We start from the raw sequence: 18168 nt of genomic DNA, 5'->3' as shown, positions 1-18168 counted from the left end.
TTTCCCACGGCTAAATATTATTGGCAAGCCAGAAATAAAAAGGAATCCCCACCACAAGGTTAAATGGCAGAGTTAGTCCAAGTGATGACCCTAGAGCAAGACCAGCGTTTGCTTCTGGAATGGAGTGACTAATGGCAGCTGGTGCAGCGATATAAGAAGAACTCGCTGTTAGGACTCCAAGCATAAATGCGCCACCCGGTGACATTCCAATAAGGCTTGCAACAACAACACCTAATACACCGCCAATAAGCGGTAATACAAATGCGAATGCGAACGAATAAAACCTAATCCCCTTAAAGTTTCGAATTTGTTGAGTGGCAACAATACCAACATGGAGTAAGAAAATACAAAGGATGCCGTAAAATAAATCACCGAAAAACGGCTTAATTTTTAATAGACCTTCCTCATGGGCAATCATTCCGATAATGATACCACCGATTAATAAAAAGATACTCTTCCCAAAAAAAGCTTCCTTCACAACAGCACCGATTTGAGTTTCAGCTGCTTTGTTCTTGTTCATCATTTTATAGATGATTATTGCCACAATGATTGCTGGTCCCTCCATCACGACCAGTATGGCCGAAATGTAACTCTCATAAGAGACTCCCATTTTTTCAATAAACGCAATCCCTGCGGTAAATGTTACTGCACTAACCGAACCGTAATGAGCAGCTGTTGCTAAAGAATCAACTTTAGAATATTTAAATATGTACTTTAAGACAAAATAAGCAATAAATAACATGATAAGACTAAGTAAAATGGCTGTTAACATCGGTATCACAACACTGGATAAGGGGATACTTCGCAATTCTGTTCCACCCTTAATTCCAATGGTAAATAGGATAATCATCGTGTAACCTGTGTAAAATGCCTCTGGAACCTTTAAGTCAGAGTTAACCAAAACAGCAATAATTCCAAGAATAAAAAATAATATCATGGGGGATAACAAGTTAGCGTATACGATGTCTATAACTACATTCATTAGTTTTACACTCCATGTCTATAAATTATTGTTCATACTAAAATCATGAAATGGCATCATAGTTTTAAAAGAATCTAACCTTTGAAATGTTACTTCCTAAATATTTTCTTTTTGGACTCGTAAACCCGTAATTACTTATGTATATAAGAAAAGGACCGAGAATTGCTCCCCTGTCCTTAGAAATCTAATCTTAGCACTCTTCAGGAGTACCAGAATTAGTTGCTGTTCGGAAAGATGATCCACACCCGCATGATGCAATTGCATTCGGATTATCAATAGTAAATCCGCCGCCCATCATTGACTGTTTATAGTCAATTTTAGTGCCTTTTAGTGCAGGGGCACTTTCTTTATCTATTAATACTTTAATGCCATGTAACTCAAGCTCGGTATCCCCTTCTTCTAGTTCATGTGCAAAGCCCATTCCATAGGATAAGCCACTACACCCTCCACCTTGAATGGCTACTCGTAAAAAGGCGCCCTCTTCTTCGTTTTCTTTCATCATATCTTTTATTTGAAGAGCAGCCGCTTCAGTAATCGTAATAATTTCTTCCATTCTCTTCCCTCCTAACAAGAATTCTTTTACTACTTCTATAGAGTATCTTAGAAGAGCTTTAATTATAGTATATACAGCACGTTCTTTTTACTCAACTGAACAAACTCAATTTAATACCTTTAGTTCTATATTCACGAATTAACCACATAATTATAATAATAATAGTTCTTTATTCACAAAAATTACGTTATAATTATAGTAATTATACACTAGTACCAATAAAAAATATCGTGCCATATTTCCTATGTGTAGAGGTGAAAAAACATGACCGAACTAACACCACTATTTGATAAAAAGTATGAATGTTTAATATGTAAGAAAAGCTTTACGTCAAAAAAAATTCGATCACGTTTTATTAAGGTGATTGATTATGATAGTGATTTTTGTCCAAACTATTCATCTGATGAAAACAATCCTATGTTATATCATGTAAATGTATGCCCTCATTGTGGCTATTCATTTTCAGATGATTTTAATCCTTACTTTCCACCTAGTAGCATCGAAGCTATTAAAAACAAGGTTTGTGAACAATGGGTACCTCATAATTTTAGTGAGACTAGAACGAGAGAAGATGCAATCAAAACATATAAAATTGCAGTATATTGCGGGACATTAAAGAAAGAAAAGCATATCTCAATAGCTGGTTTATATATGAGACTAGCGTGGATTTACCGTTCTCTTAAAAATGATCAACAAGAGATTAGATTTCTAAAGCTTGCAGCCCATGAGTACATGGAATCGTATATGGCTGATGATTATCGTGGAACACAAGTCTCTGATGTTAGAATTTTGTATTTAATTGGTGAAGTATCTCGAAGAATTGGAAATACGGAGCAAGCAGTCAAATACTTATCTAAAGTAATTGAAAAACAAAGAAGTACGGTTGAAACAAAAATTGTGGAAATGGCTAGGGAAAGCTGGTACGAGATCAGAGAAGCTCAAAAAGTGGAAAGTTCAATGACAGAAGCAACATAAAAGGGGCCATATATGGCCCCTTCTTTTATTTGCAAACTTTTACTTTTTCTTAGAACATAGGGTTTTCTTCAAGGTATTTATACACATTTTCTACTAATTCATCAGGAGTGTTTCCTGTTACGACCTCGCCATTCACCAGAACATATAGGGATGCAGCACATTTTCCACAGTATCCGAGGCAACCATATTCAATGACATCAAGATCATAATCTTTTTCAAGTTGCTCCTTTGCTCTTTGAGCTCCACTTGCAAGATTACTTATACAAAATTCAACTATTGGTTTAATCATGTTCTCACCTCTTACTAATTGTCTATCCTACCTTGTTTGTTTAAAATGTGCAAGCATCATGTACAGTTTAAACGAATTGTGTCTAAAACTTTATTCTTAGATGTAAAATACGAATAAATATCACTTCTATTTATGTTTTGTCAAGTTTTTGACTTGAATGTGTTGTGATTTTGTCACAATTTCGTTATACTTTTTTATGGTGTTTTACTGATATAACTTTTGTTATTTATGATGTTTATTTTGCTGTCTTTTTATCGTTAGTATCAAAGACTTAGATATAGATGTACTTTACGGAAATCGAGTGAAATTAAAAGGGGAAATCCATTATGAAAAACCTAGTGATTTTAGGTGGAGGTTATGGAGGTATGCGCATACTTTCCAAACTTTTACCAAATGCACTACCTGAAGATGTTTCCATTACGCTGATTGACAGAACGCCTTACCATTGTTTAAAAACCGAATACTACGCTCTTGCTGCCGGGACTATATCAGATCAACATATTCGTGTAGCGTTCCCTGAGCATCCTAGATTACAGATTAAATATGGAGAAGTTTCAGGAATTGATCTAGAAGCAAAGAAAGTTTTAATGAAAGAAAATAGCTTTGTTTCTTATGATGATTTAATTATCGGTTTAGGTTGCGAGGATAAATACCATAACGTGCCTGGGGCTGAAGAATTCTCTTACAGTATCCAATCGATTGAAAAGTCACGAACTACTTATCAAGCTTTAAACAACCTAGCACCTGGTTCTGTAGTAAGTATTGTTGGAGCTGGTTTAAGTGGAGTGGAACTTGCAAGTGAACTAGTTGAGAGTCGTCCGGACCTAAAAATTAAGTTATTTGATAGAGGCAATCACATTTTATCAGCTTTTCCAGTTCGTTTAAGTACCTATGTTGAAAATTGGTTTGACAATCATGGTGTTGAGATCATTAATAATTCTAATATCACTGCTCTTGAGAAAAGTACGATATACAATCATAATAATCCCATTCATAGCGATGCTATTGTATGGACTGCTGGGATTCAACCGAATATGGTTGTACGTGAGATGGACGTAGAAAAAGATCCACAAGGAAGGGTCGTGTTAACGATCCATCATAATCTTCCAAATGACGAGCATGTTTATGTGGTTGGTGACTGTGCGAGCTTACCTCATGCACCAAGTGCTCAATTAGCTGAAGGTCAAGCAGAGCAAATTGTTCAAATCCTTTTGAAACGTTGGAACAATGAACCACTACCTGAAAGCTTGCCGGCTATTAAGCTAAAGGGTGTACTTGGATCACTAGGTAAAAAGCATGGATTTGGTTTAGTTGCTGAACGACCTATTACAGGACGTGTAGCTAGACTACTAAAATCGGGTATTCTTTGGATGTATAAGTATCATAATGGGTAATTAGAAAAGCGCAAGCGCCTTGGTCAGCTCCGTATAAACTGGAGCCCCATCGTATGAGATAAAGGAAACACGAAGAGCGTAGCGATTCGATGTTGACTTATCGTAAGGAGATGGGGTGAAGTTTACTAGGTGCTAGGCGCTGGAGCTAGACACCTCTCTAACTTCTAGAAGCAAAGAAGGAAGCGTGCTAAATTTAGCAGCTTCCTTCTTTCTATTCCGCCTTATAACCGTATTTCTCTAATTCAGCATAAATCGTTTTTAACTTTGGATTTCCTTCGCCAACAACTTCTTGCTCTACTAATACGACTGGATAAAACATATCTTCCTCAATTACCCTTTCAGCAAACAACTTTTTATCTTCATCATTTGGAGGGTTGTATATATCAATATAAGATATCTTAAACGGTTGATTTGGAAACTTCCTACTGATAGCTGCCTCAAGCCATTCAAAAGTTTCTTTTGATGATGGGAGATTAACACAGCTTGGACAGAGTACTTCTGCCCCATAAACACTTACTTCTACTTCTTTTACCATTATTTAAATTCCTCCCCTTTATTCCTAATTTCATTTTACAATACAAAGACGGTAAAAATAAATAAAGTGAATTGAGATGAAGTGTTCACAAAATTTACAATTAGAAAATTGTCCCATCGCTAGTGGATTCATTTGCAATTTAAAGTCCAAAAGCCTATACTGATAAGCGTTCTCACTTGTATTTTGTCTGAATCTCGATTGTTGAGAATCAGATTCAAACAATAGATTTTTCTGACGAATATGATTATAATAAGGATAGGAAAGGAGCGATTTAGATGGCTGAAGATATGAAAGTACAAGTTCAAGAAGTATTAAATAAATTACGTCCATTTCTTCTTCGTGATGGAGGGGACTGTGAATTAGTAGATATTGAAGAAGGTATCGTAAAGCTACGTTTATTAGGTGCTTGCGGAAGCTGCCCAAGTTCTACTATCACTTTAAAAGCAGGTATTGAGCGTGCTTTATTAGAAGAAGTACCTGGCGTAGTTGAAGTAGAGCAGGTATTCTAATAACTTACTTAAAAAGCGATTCCACCTTTGGAATCGCTTTTACTTTGTTAATTCGGAGTGTACTTTGACCGTACTTCCTACTTGATCAATCCTCAAACGAAAAATATTCATTTCTGGAAGCTGCTGTGTAAGTGCCTCTAATAAATTTTCTTCATAATTATTTTCTACACAGCAAATAACTGTTGGGCCTGCACCACTAAGTGCAACACCAAATGCACCATGTTCTTCTGCAAACTTTTCAAGGAATGGTAGTTGTGGCACAAAATGCTTCCGGTAAGGTTGGTGAAATAAATCTTTCTTCATTACTTTTCCTGCTAAGGGATAGTTTTTGCTTAGTAAAGCAGCAACAAATACATTAGAAACTGCACTAGCTTTTACAGCTTCATCAGAAGAATATTGCTTTGGCAAAACTTCTCGTGATTCTTTCGTTAAGAGCTCTTGATGGGGCACAACTGCTACAACATCAAAATCAAGATTGTGGTAAACAATCGCTTCCACTTCTCCGTCCATTTGGCTTCCTATGACTAACCCCCCATATAACGAAGCACCGACATTGTCCGGATGTCCTTCGATTTCGGATGCTACCTTAAACTTTTCCTCATTTGTTAGATTAAGATTCCCAACCACGTTAGCTAGTTCAATTCCAGCAATAATAGCGGCCGCACTTGAACCCAGCCCCCTTGCGAGCGGAATGTCACTTTTCATTGTAATTTTGCATGGAGACAAGGATTTATTATACTTATCAGCTGTTTCTATTGCGACTTTTATAATAAAATTGGTTTCATCCGTTGGAAAAGCACGCAACTCCTCTGACTGCATAACCACTTCCCAGCTGTCGGATATTTCAACATCTAAAGTAAGATAAAGACTTAAGGCTAGCCCAAGCGAATCAAACCCTGGGCCTAAATTTGCTGTACTTCCCGGAACCCTTATTTGGAGCATGTCCCCTTCGATCATTAATGTACAACTCCCTTAATATGTTCAGCAACCACACGCTCATCATTCGGCAATAAAATGGGTTTAATCAAACTACAATCAATAGCCGTGTTCGGGTCTTTTAAACCGTTACCTGTTAAAATGGCTACGATTCTACTTCCTCGTTGTATTTGTCCATTTTGAATTTGTTTATATACTCCTGCTAGAGATGCACAGGAGGCAGGTTCAGCAAAAATTCCTTCCGTCGAAGCGACTTTTTTATAAGCAGCTAAAATCTCTTCGTCGCTGACCTCGTCAATTTTCCCTCTTGATTGTTCTACAGCAGCTGTAGCTAAATGCCAGCTTGCCGGGTTGCCGATTCGAATAGCTGTTGCAATCGTCTCTGGATTTTCAAAGACCCGGTTATGCACGATTGCAGCTGCCCCTTCTGCTTCAAAGCCATGCATTTGAGGTAAACCTGTCTGCTTCATATCATTATATTCTTTAAACCCTTTCCAGTAAGCACTAATATTTCCCGCATTTCCGACTGGGATAGCTAAAATATCAGGTGCCCCACCTAGTTGATCACAAACTTCAAATGCTGCCGTTTTCTGCCCCTCCAAACGGTATGGATTCACAGAATTCACGAGAGTGATCGGTTCTGTTTCGCTAATATTTCGTACCATTTTTAGCGCCTCATCAAAATTCCCTTCGATGGAAAAAATCTCTGCTCCGTACATGACTGCCTGAGCAAGCTTTCCCATGGCAATTTTGCCTTCTGGAATTACAATAATACTCTTTAAGCCAGCCCTTGCTGCATAAGCAGCTGCTGCTGCAGAAGTATTACCCGTTGAAGCACAAATAACGGTGTCGCTTCCCTCTTCTTTCGCTTTCGCTACAGCCATAACCATCCCTCTGTCCTTAAAGGAGCCAGTTGGATTCGTCCCCTCTGTTTTTACATATAATTCTACTCCCCATTCCTCTGAAAGACGATCTAACTTTATTAGAGGTGTATTCCCTTCATTCAAGGTAAGCAATGGTGTCTTCTCATTAATTGGTAAATATTCTTTATATGCTTTTAGCAGACCTTCCCATCTCATACTCTGCTACTCCCTTCAACGCGATAAGAGCTTTTTAGTTCTTTAACTGCATGTAAATCTCTAAGTTTCACTAAAATATCTTCATAGTCTTGTAAAGATGCGTGGTGAGTAACCAATACAATCTCAGCAGTTCCCTTTTCTTTTACAGGTAGTTGAAGGATTTTCTCAAAGCTTACCCCATGTTCAGAGAAAATCGTTGTAATGTTAGCAAATACTCCAACTTCATCCTTTACATGAAGCCTCAAGAAGTATTTAGAGTTAATTTCACTAGGCTCTTTTAATTTCTTTGGATACTGAGGCGTAACTGCACTTTTTCCGTTTACGCCAAGGCGCATATTTTTCATGACACCCACTAGATCTGATACTACAGCTGTTGCAGTAGGGAGGCTTCCAGCTCCTGGACCGTAGAACATCGTTTCTCCTACTGCTTCTCCATAAACATAGACAGCATTGTATTCATCGTTAACTGCAGCAAGCGGGTGCGAGTCAGCTAACAGAGTTGGCTGGACACTAACATCAACCTTTTCTCCCTCACGATGAGCGATTCCAATGAGTTTCATTGTGTACCCAAGCTGTTTGCCATACTGCAAATCCTCTTCAGTAATTTGCGTAATTCCTTTTACTTTCACATCATCTAAATCTATTTTCATCGAAAAACCAAGAGTTGAAAGAATCGCCATTTTCCTTGCCGCATCCAAGCCTTCAACGTCGGATGTAGGGTCAGATTCAGCATATCCTAGTTCTTGAGCTTCTTTTAATACTTCCTCATACGCACTACCTTGCTTACTCATTTTGGTTAGGATAAAGTTCGTTGTTCCATTTACAATCCCCATCATTTTTGTAATACGGTCTGAAGCTAACCCATCTACTAAACTTCTAAGAATCGGGATACCACCTGCTACGCTTGCTTCATAAAATAGATCACAGCCGTTCTCTGATGCGACTGTTAGCAGCTCAGAGCCGTATACAGCCATGAGATCTTTATTGGCAGTTACAACATGCTTTCTATTTTTCAAAGCAGCTAAAAGGTGTTTACGAGTCTCTTCGACTCCCCCCATTACCTCAATAATGACATCGATCTCAGAATCGTTAATAATATCCTCTGCATTAACAGTGAGCTTTTCTGGGTGAATGTCAACCGCTCGCTCTTTATTTAAGTCTTTTACAAGAACTCTTTTAACTTCTACAGGGCAACCAATTTGATGCATAAGCTTATCTTGATGATTTTCAATAATCTTTACAACCCCAGAGCCAACTGTCCCTAATCCTAATAGTCCTATTGAGATAACTTCCATCTAAATTCCCTCCCGAACACTTCTGTTGTTCTCTCTAAATGAACAAATGTTTTTGTATAGTAGACATTATAGAATGCATACCTCATTTTTACAATAGTAAAAATTTATAAAACTTATATTGGAAACGGTTACTCACTTGCTATAACAGGGGTAGTTAATCGGTAAAAAAATTTATAAGCTTCTGTATATTCATAAGCCTATAGAAAAAAGGTAAGCGATCGCCTACCTTTTTAGGTTAAGTGTTTTTTGATGTTCCCTGCATTTATTTCGTGTATCTGACCATAAACTTCTACTTTATGATCGGTAACAACAATCCCATCCCCATCCTGACAAGTATAGATCTTCTTATTCATCGCTTTTGAGTAGATCATGAGTTCATCCAAACTAAAATGTTCTTCCCAGTGGGGCATAAATTCAAACTCAACTAAGTGTAGAGCTTTTAAATTATCAAGCTCTACCTCATTTTTATCGATTAGTTCTGCCATCTTAATAGTCTCTGACATCATAATGCTTCCAGCACTCAAGCCAATTAACAATTTTCCAGCATGAACCATCTCTTTAATTAACGGGATAATGTTTCTTTTCTGGAGGTTTTTCAAAAAGTAGAATGTGTTCCCCCCTGATAAATAGACAACATCACAGTTCACAAGCTCCCTTTTAGCACGCTCATCATAATCTTCATCTACATCGAAATATACATATTCCTTAAAGCCTAACTCGTCAAAATAGACCTTTGACTTTTGAAAGTACTTTTTTTCCTTGTCTAATTGAGAAGGGATATATCCAAGCTTCGGTGACCGCCCTTTTACAAAGGTGCGTATTTTCTCTTGAAGGTGGGGATGATTGTTATTTGTAAAATTACTTAGTAGTACTAGATTCATGTTATGATCTCACTTTAAATTATTTTAGTACCCACTGTTTGTTCACTAAAGTCTTAGGTTCTTTTCCTGATAGGATTAAGTCTATATTCTCTACACATAGTTCCATCATTTTGCTACGAGAGTCTACACTAGAGCTACCTATATGAGGAAGGGCAACCACATTTGGCAATGTTAAAAGAGGGTGGTCTGCTCCAATCGGCTCTTGGACAAATACATCTAACCCAGCTCCCGCTATATCTCCATTTTTCAAAGCACGGTATAATGCTTCTTCATCGACAAGAGGACCTCTTGATGCGTTAATAAATATCGCAGAACGCTTCATTCTTTTAAATACATCTTTCGTAAAAATATTTCTAGTTTCATCTGTTAATGGAGCTAAACAGACGACAAAATCAGATTTTGCGACTAACTCATCAAATGTACAATACTGGGCTCCTAACCGTTCCTCAGCACTCTGTTTACGCGAACGGTTATGATATAGGATGTTCATATCAAACCCTGTCGCTCTTTTCGCTACAGCTTCGCCAATACTCCCCATTCCAAAGATCCCAATGGTTTGATGGTGGATGTCATGGCCAGCAAGAAGAAGTGGACTCCAACTCTTCCATTGCCCCTGTTTAACAAACTCTGCCGCCTCAACCACTCTGCGTGCAGTAGCCATTAATAAAGCAACTGTTAAATCTGCCGTTGAATCTGTTAAGACATCTGGGGTATTGCAAATAGCAATTCCTTTTCGCGTTGCTGCATCGACATTTACGTTATCAAATCCTACAGCTAAGTTAGCAATAACCTTAACATTTTCCCCTACCTCAATGACTTCCTCATCCACTCGCTCAGAAAGCATCGTTAGTAGAGCATCTGCTTTTTTCGCTTCTTCCAAAAGGGTCTCCCGAGGTACAGGTACGTCCTCTCTTTCCCACATATGTACCTCATACTTTTGGGATAATGGTTCAACAATATGATCTGGGAGTTTTCTCGTAATATAAATATAGGGCTTCATGTGGGACTCCTTTTCTTTATTAAGCTTGCTCTTTTTTACCATTATAAAAAAAGAGCCTACATATTTAAAGAAATTTAGAATGTTCAGGCTTTTTTTAGCCACTCTGGCTGGGGAATTTTATATCTGCGAACAGGAACCTGTGCCAGTTGATAAAAGTTTCCTAAGAAGTGCTCATGTTCATTGGTTTGATGAAGGAACTTGTTAAAACGATCTTGAAGTGTATGTTTGTGTTGCTCAGAGTTTGTAATGTAGTAGCTTTCTATACAATCAAAGTAGTGTAACGGAAAAAGGATACGAGCATACAGCAGTCGCCACGAAAAAGATGAAAGTGGAGTTACACTTTCATATTCCGAGAAAAATCTAGTTACCTCGGGCTCATAGGTTTGGATATTCCGGAAATACCTCTCTCTAGTCCATTCCGCTAAATCTCGACTACAATGGTCAAATACCCAATCAAAGGGGTTTTTCAAGTAATACTGACTTCCCCATGTCCCTGATTGAAAGCGCTCATGACAAACGGTACCGTAATCAATGGACCCTGGATCGTCATCTAGTTCCGTATCCACTAAGTATTGAATAGAGTTCTCTGCTAACCCCATATAGTATGGAAAAGATTCTATAAACATCCTTTCGAACTCGTTATCAGGCTTCTGATAAAGCAAATCGGTCCAAACCTTTTCCATTTGATCAAGCCTTTGTTCCCAAAGCTTTTTCCACTGACCAATCCGACCAATTTTTTGTATCTGAAAAGAAACGAGTCTTCCCCTATAGTGAAACTTTGCTAATTTCCTTCCTAGTTTATGGTCAGATGGTGCACCTGCCTGCGATTGTGTTAAAACACAATATTTAGATTCCTTCCAATCAACAACTTGCTCACCTTCTTTTGTGGTTAAAACCTGCGCTACATGCCTATCACCGTTATTCATAAGATGCTTTGCAATTTGTGCTCGTTCATAAATATCATCACTTTCCATATTCCCCACTGGAACTAACGAATATAATAACCCATTTGCTTTGCAGGCTTCGTATTTTCCCAGGTTAAGTGCTTCTTCTGCTTTAATTCCAAATTTCTGTTGGAGCAATTGCTGAATCATTTTCCCACCTCTTTTTACACTTTTTTTCATATATATGATAAGTCGAAGAAAAACTTGTGTTTTTGTTGAATAACAGCCTTTTTCGAGGAAATGATGAAAAGGTGTAGGGTGTAGCAGATAGGAGTTATCAGCATATTTTTATTAGTAGATGTATATATATAGTGAAAATAAGAAGAAAAGGTGAAGTGAATGTCTGAAGACAAAAAAATGGATCTTACAGAGGAAACAGCTCGAAAATGGTTACATGAACGAGGCGTAGAAATTCAAGATATTGCAGATTTAGTTTACTATCTTCAAGAAAAATACCATCCTGACCTACAGATGGAAGAATGTGTGCTGAACGTAGAGCGAGTTTTATCCAAGCGAGAAGTACAAAACGCTATCTTAACTGGCATACAATTGGATATTTTTGCAGAGAAAGGTCTTATGGAAGAACCACTTCAGTCTATTGTAGGTTCAGATGAGGGGTTATATGGAGTTGACGAAGTATTAGCATTTTCCATTGTAAATGTATATGGATCGATTGGTTTTACCAATTACGGATATATCGATAAAATGAAACCTGGCATCCTAAAGGACTTAAATGACAAATCTTCTGGTAAATGCCATACGTTTTTAGATGACATTGTTGGTGCCATTGCAGCAGCAGCATCGAGTCGATTGGCTCATAGGGTAGCACATACTGAATAAAAACTAAAGGATGGGGCTTCCCCCATCCTTTTATCTTATGTTAAAATTCCCATTGGTCTAATGAATCTAATACATACGTTGGTTTCTTCTCATAGCCCTCTAGTAGCTCTTTAGTCGTAACACCAGTATGTACTAAAAGAGTGTCCATGCCCGCATTCATTCCTGCTAAAATATCTGTATCATAATAATCCCCTACCATGATGGTTTCTTCTTTTTTTGTTCCTAGTACCTTCAAAGCTTGATTCATGATGATGGATTCTGGTTTTCCAATAAAAATTGGTTTTGTTTGGGTCGAAACGGCAATAACCGAGGTTAAGGATCCATTTCCTGGTAGTAACCCTCTTTCTGTTGGGATAGCTATATCTCCATTTGTTGAGATAAATGTGGCTCCATTTCGTACAGCAAGGCATCCAACAGCAAATTTTTCATATGAAATAGACCGATCAATGCCGACCACAACAAAGTCAGATTTCTCCTCACCAAACGTTAATCCCTTTTCTTCAATAGCTGTTCTGATTCCTTCTTCCCCAATTACATAAACTGAAGCATCATTTTTCTGCTCATAGATGTAATTTGCAGTTGCTTGGCTTGTTGTAAAAACCTGCTCCTCTGACGTGGGAATACCAAATTCATTTAGTTTTTCTGCAACCTGAGCTGGAGTTCTTGACGAATTGTTTGTTACATATAAGTAAGGAATGTTTAGTTCTCTTAATTTTTTAACGAAATCAGCGGCTTCTTTTATTAATTCTGTTCCACGATACATCGTACCATCAAGATCAATTAAATAACCTTTATATTTTTTCATGCTTATCACTCCTGAAATTTGTACTTTCCCAAACAATATTATATAAACTGTCTTATTTGTGCAAATATTCACGTGGATAAAAGATCAATTTTAACACCATTATCCTAACCAAAGTTCCATACTTACATTTAAGATAAAAATAAGCGCCCTTAATAGGACGCCCATAATAATATTTAGTTCTTAAATGCTGTAACTGGTCCAAGCTCTTTGACTAAATAATCTCTGACACTTGGTGCAAATTGTTTTAGTAACGTTAAATGCTCCTGAAAAGTAGTAAAAACATCTTTATGATCGATGTCTGTGTATGATTGAACAAGAATTTTACGATACTTAACAATCGTCTTGTAGCCTATACTCATTTCCTTTGTTATCACTTTTTCATCATCTAGAATATCAATAATGTCGTCATAGCTACCAGGGTCTCGCATGATAAATCCGTCTATCATAGCGTTTCCAACGTCCAATATAGACTCAATCATGATGTGCGTGATTCTTTCTAGTGCAGCTAGCTCAATGGGAGTTTCCCACTTCTCTTCTTTCTCAAACAAAGAAATTTGACCTTCCAAAAACTTTAAAGTTTCCTCAATCTTTTCTCTATCTACGAAGTACATACGAGTTTCCATCCTTTCTTAGGACGAGGCCATACTTTTTTGAAGAACTCCGGGTCTTGCAAAGTAATAACCCTGCGCTAAATCAACTTGATTGCGATGCATGACCAAAGCTTCCTCTTTGCTTTCAATTCCTTCAGCAACGACTAATGAACCCGTTTCACGAGCCACTAATAAAAGACCCTTTAGCATAGATTCTTTTACAGAATTTTTATCTATGTCCTGAATAACTGAACGATCAATTTTAATTATATCCGGCATAATTGCACTGATGGTATTGAGACTTGCATAACCTGAGCCTGTATCATCAACCGCAATTCGGAATCCTAAGTTTCGTAAGATTTTTATATTCGATAAAAAGTGCTCTATTCCCTCAATCGAATCGCGCTCTGTAATCTCTATTGTAATTTGCCTTGGCGGAATATTTTTATACTTCAACATTAACTTTTTCAAATCAGCGATAAAACGTTGATTTCCCAAAGAAATAGGTGTGAAGTTAATAAATATATCCTGCATACAGCCTGTATAATTAATTTGTTCTAGTGTTTTCTCTAGTACAATAAGTTCTAAATCATATAGGAATCCGGTTTGACGAGCAACAGAAAATAGCTGTAATGGACTTTCGAGTGAAGTCCCCTTTGGACCTCTAGTGAGCATTTCCCAAGCCCGTACTTCCTTCGTTGCCACATCTAAAATAGGTTGTGCCAATAGACTGATGTTCCGCTGTGAGACGATTTTATTTACGGAGTATAGCATTTCATTAAACTCAGATTGTACACGTTTTTCAGCCATGGCCAACGCCTGTTGATGAGCTCGACTAATCGCTTCTTGGACGGAGTAGTGCTTTTTTTCAACAAACATATAACCTGATGCAAATTCAGCATAACTAATTGAGAACTCTTCGTTTAATTTCGATTCTGACTCCTTAAGAACTTTTTTCATAATGGAATCAATCTCTGAAACACCTGAACGTTCGTGGTCTATTCTTAAAAACAAAGTGAGACCATCACTATAATAGTCGTGGAGAACAAGTACATCATCCTGCTCTAGTTCTTTTTCAATCACTAGACGAAAATGTTTTTTTAAACTCTTAATAAAAAGAGTGTAGTTGTGCTCACCTAAATAGTCACATACTTCCCTCAAATTATTTATATTAAAGACTACAATGGCAACCTCATAACCCTCTTTAAATGCCTTATTAACCACTTCAATGACAGGATTTCTAATAACAAATTGTGGTGGATAATACCTTATTTTATGTAATGGAAGAACAATCTTCGCCCAATTTATAAGGTTGCGTAAAGGCTGCATCTGACGTATCATACATAGTTCCTTCCTCTCAGGAGTCCACGATTAAAATGCATTTTCATTCGATAATTTTCAAAAAGCGTAAATCAGCATTTTCAAAACGTATCTACCGAATTTTTTCTAGAAGTAGCTAAGGCAATAAAAACTACCTACAATTATATCACAAAATGTAGAATTACGTATTTTTTCCTGTATATCTATTATCTTCTTTTTTCTTTTAAAAAAATGTAATCATTTAGAAACGTTCATGATTCTGTTAAGATAGATAGAGGAAAAGTGTCGATTTTGGAGGGGAATCCAATGGAACGTGAACTTGCACTAGAAATTGTTAGGGTTACAGAAGCAGCAGCACTAGCCTCTGCACAATGGATGGGAAGAGGCAAAAAAAATGAAGCTGATGATGCAGCAACTACTGCCATGCGAAAAATGTTTGATTCTGTTAATATGGATGGAATTGTTGTTATTGGAGAAGGAGAGTTAGATGAAGCTCCTATGCTATATATAGGTGAAAATCTTGGAACGGGCATGGGACCTAAAGTGGATGTTGCGGTCGATCCACTAGAGGGAACCAATATCGTTGCAAAAGGACATAATAATGCTATGGCTGTAATAGCTGTCGCGGATCGTGGGACACTCTTGCATGCGCCTGACATGTACATGGAAAAGATAGCAGTAGGAAAACATGCAGCAGGAAAAATTAGTCTACTTGATCCTATTGAAAAAACGATCGATATTGTTGCAGAAGCCAATAATAAAAGAGTACAAGACCTAACCGTTATTATCCAGGAACGAGATCGCCATGAAGAGCTTATTTCTCGTGTTCGAGCAAAAGGATCACGTGTAAAACTATTTGGAGATGGAGATGTTGGAGCCGCAATCGCAACAGCACTTCCTCATACAGGTGTTGACCTGTTTATTGGAACTGGGGGTGCTCCTGAGGGTGTGATATCTGCAGCTGCACTGAAATCTCTAGGTGGTGATATGCAAGCCCGACTAGTTCCATCTAGCAAAGAAGAAGAAGAACGCTGTATTCAAATGGGACTAGCTGATCCACGTCAACTATTGATGCTGAATGATTTAGTATCTGGGGATGATGCCATTTTTGCTGCTACCGGAGTTTCTAGTGGTGAGCTACTGGATGGGGTTCGTTTCCTTGGGGGAGACTTAGTAGAAACACATTCTATCGTTATGCGCAGTAAAACAAAGACCGTGCGCTACATAACTGCCCACCATCACCTTGATCACAAGCCTCACTTAATTATGAAATAAAAAAGGCAAAATCGAGATATAATCTTCGTTTACCTAAAGCGTTAATATCTCAATCACTACTATACATAAAGGGGATTTATCTTACCATGACTGAACGTTTCTTTTTATATGATGACCTAGTTGATACAAAGACAAGATTTGTAAGTTTTATGGGACAAAATACTCGGTTTGATTTAGCTATTGTGATGTCAGACCGTTACTACGGAAAACATATCGTTCTTGATATTCAAGGAAGTCGATTTGCCATTATTGGTCCAGATGATTTAAAAGAAGAAGGATATTTAGAATATGCTTTCCAATTATCAGAAGAAGATGCTGAGGAGCTTCGTTCTTTTCTATATGAATTAATATAGGTATAAGTCTTCTTTCAATGTCGATGCCTGCTTAACTTTATAGATTGAATTCAAGAATTTTTACAAACAATAAAGTTGAGGTGATTAACATGGATGACAAAGATAGAAGCGAATACACAGATTTTTCGAATGTAGAAACACAGCGAAATTTCTTAACTCCAGAACAACTTCCTGAAGGGCCTTATGGATCTCCACGTGGTGAAAATGAGCCTGTTGAAAATAAAAGCACACCTTGGCGTGAAGGACAACGCTATTATAGTGCATTTAATTATGAGAATAAGACCTTACATGAGGATCTACCTCGTCATGTTGCACCTGCACATCCGCCGCATGATGATCCAAATAAGTCGGTAGAAACTCCATATAACCCAACAAAAACAGCTAGAAAAAAATAAGTCAAAGGGGGCAGTGCTGATTAGCGTGCCCCCTTTACTTGCTTAACTATTCGCTGCCGGATTTTTCACACGTTTAACTACAAAGTAAGGACAACCGAAATTACAGTACTCATACAAGTACTCGGTTAAAGTACTAATTTTTGTATCAAACGTAGCTTTTTGATTTTGATCATCAAAAAATCCTCTTAATCGCAATTGACCATAACCCCAATCGCCTACTATATAATCATATTTCGTTAAAATATCGCTGTATCTTGCTCGGAAAGCTTCTTCATTAAAGCCGTCCCTTCTCTCTTCAACAACCTCATAGCAAGTATTGTTAATGCAAATCATTATTATCACCTCTTTGCACACGCTAATTCTTATTTTAAATTATAACTGATTCCCCATCAATTACTAAGAGAAAAAAGTATCTTCATGGTCATCCTATAATTGAGGGGGTGTAAACAATGAAAAAAGCGATGATGATATTAGGTATTTGTGGGCTTTCTGCCTTAACAGCTTGTCAAAATCAAGCAGGTCAAGATGACTTTTTAAATGAAACAGGCAACACCATCAACGTTAACGACCAACGTGCTGAAATTTATAACCAAGAACATGATAATGTGAGTGAGGACTTTGGTTATGTCCGTCACCAGAAAAGCCCTATTCCCGGTAATAACGCCTCAGCAAACCATTATGCAGCTATTGACCGCGAGCAAATTGCAGATATTATCGGTAAATACTGCACAGAAGTTCCTAATGTAGACGATATTTCAACTTTAGTAACAGATGAAGAAGTTTTAATTGTTTACGAAACGAATTCGCAAGATCGAAATGCGACAGCTGACCAAGTTAAAAGGATGGCAATGTCAGTTGTACCTAGATGGTATCACGTTTATGTAAGTGATGACACTTCTTTAAGAAAAAATGTTGAAAGCTGGGCTACATTAGACTCAGACAGCCGAAATGTAGAATATGGTATCGATTCATTGATCCAAGAGATGTTAGACTCACCACAGGGCCGTAAAATGAACAACGGTGAGAATGCCAACGGTGAAGAACAAGGTGAACTAAATGATAATTCGGATCGTGATGACATTAGTGAAAGAAAGAAAAACAATGGTAGCCAAATGAACAATACCAAACGTACTACAAATATTAATAACAATCGTCCTAATGCTGACGAAAAGATAAATGAATATGGTGGCTACTAATATAAAAAAGAGTTCAGCAGTA

22 protein-coding genes are annotated in these 18168 nt (G+C 37.5%); 8 read left to right on the top strand and 14 right to left on the bottom strand.

Annotated elements, in window-relative coordinates:
* Positions 1–10: 10 nt before the first annotated feature.
* The gene (locus ACFYKX_RS17305) at positions 11–982 is read right to left on the bottom strand and encodes a sodium-dependent bicarbonate transport family permease (protein WP_389362326.1); all 972 of its coding nucleotides are present in this window, start codon (positions 980–982) and stop codon (positions 11–13) included.
* 190 nt (positions 983–1172) lie between these two features.
* Complete coding sequence (locus tag ACFYKX_RS17300) at positions 1173–1535, bottom strand: HesB/IscA family protein (protein WP_389362325.1); 363 nt, start codon at positions 1533–1535, stop codon at positions 1173–1175.
* Between the two features lie 264 nt (positions 1536–1799).
* Here ACFYKX_RS17300 and ACFYKX_RS17295 point away from each other — a divergent pair, with 264 nt between their 5' ends.
* Positions 1800–2510: a DUF2225 domain-containing protein gene (locus tag ACFYKX_RS17295; RefSeq protein ID WP_389362324.1), complete on the top strand. Its 711-nt coding sequence runs from the start codon at positions 1800–1802 to the stop codon at positions 2508–2510.
* Positions 2511–2559: 49 nt separating this feature from the next.
* Here the strand turns inward: ACFYKX_RS17295 and ACFYKX_RS17290 are convergent, their stop codons facing one another.
* Entirely contained in the window at positions 2560–2799 is a 240-nt protein-coding gene (locus ACFYKX_RS17290; protein WP_389362323.1) for a YuzB family protein, read from the bottom strand.
* Positions 2800–3125: 326 nt separating this feature from the next.
* Between ACFYKX_RS17290 and ACFYKX_RS17285 the strand changes: the two genes are divergently transcribed.
* Positions 3126–4193 (top strand): NAD(P)/FAD-dependent oxidoreductase, encoded by a 1068-nt coding sequence (locus ACFYKX_RS17285; RefSeq protein WP_389362322.1) that lies wholly within the window; start codon positions 3126–3128, stop codon positions 4191–4193.
* A 211-nt stretch (positions 4194–4404) separates the two neighbouring features.
* Here the strand turns inward: ACFYKX_RS17285 and ACFYKX_RS17280 are convergent, their stop codons facing one another.
* Positions 4405–4728: a YuzD family protein gene (locus tag ACFYKX_RS17280; RefSeq protein ID WP_389362321.1), complete on the bottom strand. Its 324-nt coding sequence runs from the start codon at positions 4726–4728 to the stop codon at positions 4405–4407.
* Between the two features lie 275 nt (positions 4729–5003).
* On the opposite strand from ACFYKX_RS17280, the gene ACFYKX_RS17275 reads away from it, so the two are divergent.
* On the top strand, positions 5004–5237 hold the full coding sequence (locus ACFYKX_RS17275; RefSeq protein ID WP_389362320.1) for a NifU family protein: 234 nt from the start codon (positions 5004–5006) through the stop codon (positions 5235–5237).
* Positions 5238–5276: 39 nt separating this feature from the next.
* On the opposite strand, the gene thrB is transcribed toward ACFYKX_RS17275, so the two are convergent.
* The 6 genes from thrB to yutH form a co-directional block, all read right to left on the bottom strand.
* Positions 5277–6194, bottom strand: a complete 918-nt coding sequence (gene thrB / locus ACFYKX_RS17270; RefSeq protein ID WP_389362319.1) for a homoserine kinase — start codon at positions 6192–6194, stop codon at positions 5277–5279.
* A complete protein-coding gene (thrC, locus tag ACFYKX_RS17265; protein ID WP_389362318.1) occupies positions 6194–7252 on the bottom strand; it encodes a threonine synthase in 1059 nt (352 codons plus the stop codon). The genes thrB and thrC overlap by 1 nt, the downstream gene beginning before the upstream one ends.
* Positions 7249–8547, bottom strand: coding sequence for a homoserine dehydrogenase (locus ACFYKX_RS17260; protein WP_389362317.1), 1299 nt, complete (start codon positions 8545–8547; stop codon positions 7249–7251). Before ACFYKX_RS17260 ends, thrC begins: the two co-directional genes overlap by 4 nt.
* A 230-nt stretch (positions 8548–8777) precedes the next feature.
* Positions 8778–9428: a Type 1 glutamine amidotransferase-like domain-containing protein gene (locus tag ACFYKX_RS17255; protein WP_389362316.1), complete on the bottom strand. Its 651-nt coding sequence runs from the start codon at positions 9426–9428 to the stop codon at positions 8778–8780.
* Between the two features lie 19 nt (positions 9429–9447).
* Entirely contained in the window at positions 9448–10428 is a 981-nt protein-coding gene (locus ACFYKX_RS17250; protein ID WP_389362315.1) for a 2-hydroxyacid dehydrogenase, read from the bottom strand.
* Positions 10429–10511: 83 nt separating this feature from the next.
* Entirely contained in the window at positions 10512–11522 is a 1011-nt protein-coding gene (gene yutH, locus ACFYKX_RS17245) for a spore coat putative kinase YutH (protein WP_389362314.1), read from the bottom strand.
* Positions 11523–11711: 189 nt separating this feature from the next.
* On the opposite strand from yutH, the gene ACFYKX_RS17240 reads away from it, so the two are divergent.
* Positions 11712–12212 (top strand): phosphatidylglycerophosphatase A family protein, encoded by a 501-nt coding sequence (locus ACFYKX_RS17240; protein ID WP_389362313.1) that lies wholly within the window; start codon positions 11712–11714, stop codon positions 12210–12212.
* Between the two features lie 40 nt (positions 12213–12252).
* Here the strand turns inward: ACFYKX_RS17240 and ACFYKX_RS17235 are convergent, their stop codons facing one another.
* From ACFYKX_RS17235 to ACFYKX_RS17225, 3 genes are all read right to left on the bottom strand, one after another.
* A complete protein-coding gene (locus tag ACFYKX_RS17235; RefSeq protein ID WP_389362312.1) occupies positions 12253–13017 on the bottom strand; it encodes a TIGR01457 family HAD-type hydrolase in 765 nt (254 codons plus the stop codon).
* 173 nt (positions 13018–13190) lie between these two features.
* Positions 13191–13628 (bottom strand): type VII toxin-antitoxin system HepT family RNase toxin, encoded by a 438-nt coding sequence (gene hepT / locus ACFYKX_RS17230; protein ID WP_389362311.1) that lies wholly within the window; start codon positions 13626–13628, stop codon positions 13191–13193.
* Positions 13629–13646: 18 nt separating this feature from the next.
* Positions 13647–14948, bottom strand: a complete 1302-nt coding sequence (locus ACFYKX_RS17225) for an EAL domain-containing protein (protein ID WP_389362310.1) — start codon at positions 14946–14948, stop codon at positions 13647–13649.
* A gap of 285 nt (positions 14949–15233) precedes the next feature.
* On the opposite strand from ACFYKX_RS17225, the gene glpX reads away from it, so the two are divergent.
* The 3 genes from glpX to ACFYKX_RS17210 all read left to right on the top strand — a co-directional run bounded on the left by glpX (position 15234) and on the right by ACFYKX_RS17210 (position 16950).
* Positions 15234–16202, top strand: a complete 969-nt coding sequence (gene glpX, locus ACFYKX_RS17220) for a class II fructose-bisphosphatase (protein ID WP_389362309.1) — start codon at positions 15234–15236, stop codon at positions 16200–16202.
* 86 nt (positions 16203–16288) lie between these two features.
* Positions 16289–16555, top strand: a complete 267-nt coding sequence (locus ACFYKX_RS17215) for a DUF3055 domain-containing protein (protein ID WP_389362308.1) — start codon at positions 16289–16291, stop codon at positions 16553–16555.
* 89 nt (positions 16556–16644) lie between these two features.
* Entirely contained in the window at positions 16645–16950 is a 306-nt protein-coding gene (locus tag ACFYKX_RS17210) for a cytosolic protein (protein WP_389362307.1), read from the top strand.
* Positions 16951–16992: 42 nt separating this feature from the next.
* Here ACFYKX_RS17210 and ACFYKX_RS17205 read toward each other — a convergent pair whose 3' ends face one another.
* Positions 16993–17283 carry a YutD family protein gene (locus tag ACFYKX_RS17205; RefSeq protein ID WP_389362306.1) on the bottom strand — a complete coding sequence of 97 codons (291 nt, stop codon included), beginning with the start codon at positions 17281–17283 and terminating at the stop codon, positions 16993–16995.
* Between the two features lie 116 nt (positions 17284–17399).
* Here ACFYKX_RS17205 and ACFYKX_RS17200 point away from each other — a divergent pair, with 116 nt between their 5' ends.
* Positions 17400–18146 (top strand): YhcN/YlaJ family sporulation lipoprotein, encoded by a 747-nt coding sequence (locus tag ACFYKX_RS17200; protein WP_389362305.1) that lies wholly within the window; start codon positions 17400–17402, stop codon positions 18144–18146.
* Positions 18147–18168 lie beyond the last annotated feature (22 nt).

This window comes from Cytobacillus spartinae, assembly GCF_042865285.1.
GTDB classification, from domain to species: Bacteria; Bacillota; Bacilli; order Bacillales; family Cytobacillaceae; genus Robertmurraya_A; species Robertmurraya_A spartinae.
This window is presented reverse-complemented; position numbering and strand designations above follow the sequence as displayed.

Coding starts and splice junctions, on each gene's coding strand:
- ACFYKX_RS17205 (WP_389362306.1), bottom strand. CDS start 17,283: ATGATTTGCATTAACAATACTTGCTATGAGGTTGTTGAAGAGAGAAGG.
- ACFYKX_RS17200 (WP_389362305.1), top strand. CDS start 17,400: ATGAAAAAAGCGATGATGATATTAGGTATTTGTGGGCTTTCTGCCTTA.
- ACFYKX_RS17255 (WP_389362316.1), bottom strand. CDS start 9,428: ATGAATCTAGTACTACTAAGTAATTTTACAAATAACAATCATCCCCAC.
- ACFYKX_RS17225 (WP_389362310.1), bottom strand. CDS start 14,948: ATGATACGTCAGATGCAGCCTTTACGCAACCTTATAAATTGGGCGAAG.
- hepT (WP_389362311.1), bottom strand. CDS start 13,628: ATGTACTTCGTAGATAGAGAAAAGATTGAGGAAACTTTAAAGTTTTTG.
- glpX (WP_389362309.1), top strand. CDS start 15,234: ATGGAACGTGAACTTGCACTAGAAATTGTTAGGGTTACAGAAGCAGCA.
- ACFYKX_RS17215 (WP_389362308.1), top strand. CDS start 16,289: ATGACTGAACGTTTCTTTTTATATGATGACCTAGTTGATACAAAGACA.
- thrC (WP_389362318.1), bottom strand. CDS start 7,252: ATGAGATGGGAAGGTCTGCTAAAAGCATATAAAGAATATTTACCAATT.
- ACFYKX_RS17250 (WP_389362315.1), bottom strand. CDS start 10,428: ATGAAGCCCTATATTTATATTACGAGAAAACTCCCAGATCATATTGTT.
- ACFYKX_RS17300 (WP_389362325.1), bottom strand. CDS start 1,535: ATGGAAGAAATTATTACGATTACTGAAGCGGCTGCTCTTCAAATAAAA.
- ACFYKX_RS17210 (WP_389362307.1), top strand. CDS start 16,645: ATGGATGACAAAGATAGAAGCGAATACACAGATTTTTCGAATGTAGAA.
- ACFYKX_RS17275 (WP_389362320.1), top strand. CDS start 5,004: ATGGCTGAAGATATGAAAGTACAAGTTCAAGAAGTATTAAATAAATTA.
- yutH (WP_389362314.1), bottom strand. CDS start 11,522: ATGATTCAGCAATTGCTCCAACAGAAATTTGGAATTAAAGCAGAAGAA.
- ACFYKX_RS17305 (WP_389362326.1), bottom strand. CDS start 982: ATGAATGTAGTTATAGACATCGTATACGCTAACTTGTTATCCCCCATG.
- ACFYKX_RS17285 (WP_389362322.1), top strand. CDS start 3,126: ATGAAAAACCTAGTGATTTTAGGTGGAGGTTATGGAGGTATGCGCATA.
- ACFYKX_RS17280 (WP_389362321.1), bottom strand. CDS start 4,728: ATGGTAAAAGAAGTAGAAGTAAGTGTTTATGGGGCAGAAGTACTCTGT.
- ACFYKX_RS17290 (WP_389362323.1), bottom strand. CDS start 2,799: ATGATTAAACCAATAGTTGAATTTTGTATAAGTAATCTTGCAAGTGGA.
- ACFYKX_RS17260 (WP_389362317.1), bottom strand. CDS start 8,547: ATGGAAGTTATCTCAATAGGACTATTAGGATTAGGGACAGTTGGCTCT.
- ACFYKX_RS17240 (WP_389362313.1), top strand. CDS start 11,712: ATGTCTGAAGACAAAAAAATGGATCTTACAGAGGAAACAGCTCGAAAA.
- thrB (WP_389362319.1), bottom strand. CDS start 6,194: ATGATCGAAGGGGACATGCTCCAAATAAGGGTTCCGGGAAGTACAGCA.
- ACFYKX_RS17295 (WP_389362324.1), top strand. CDS start 1,800: ATGACCGAACTAACACCACTATTTGATAAAAAGTATGAATGTTTAATA.
- ACFYKX_RS17235 (WP_389362312.1), bottom strand. CDS start 13,017: ATGAAAAAATATAAAGGTTATTTAATTGATCTTGATGGTACGATGTAT.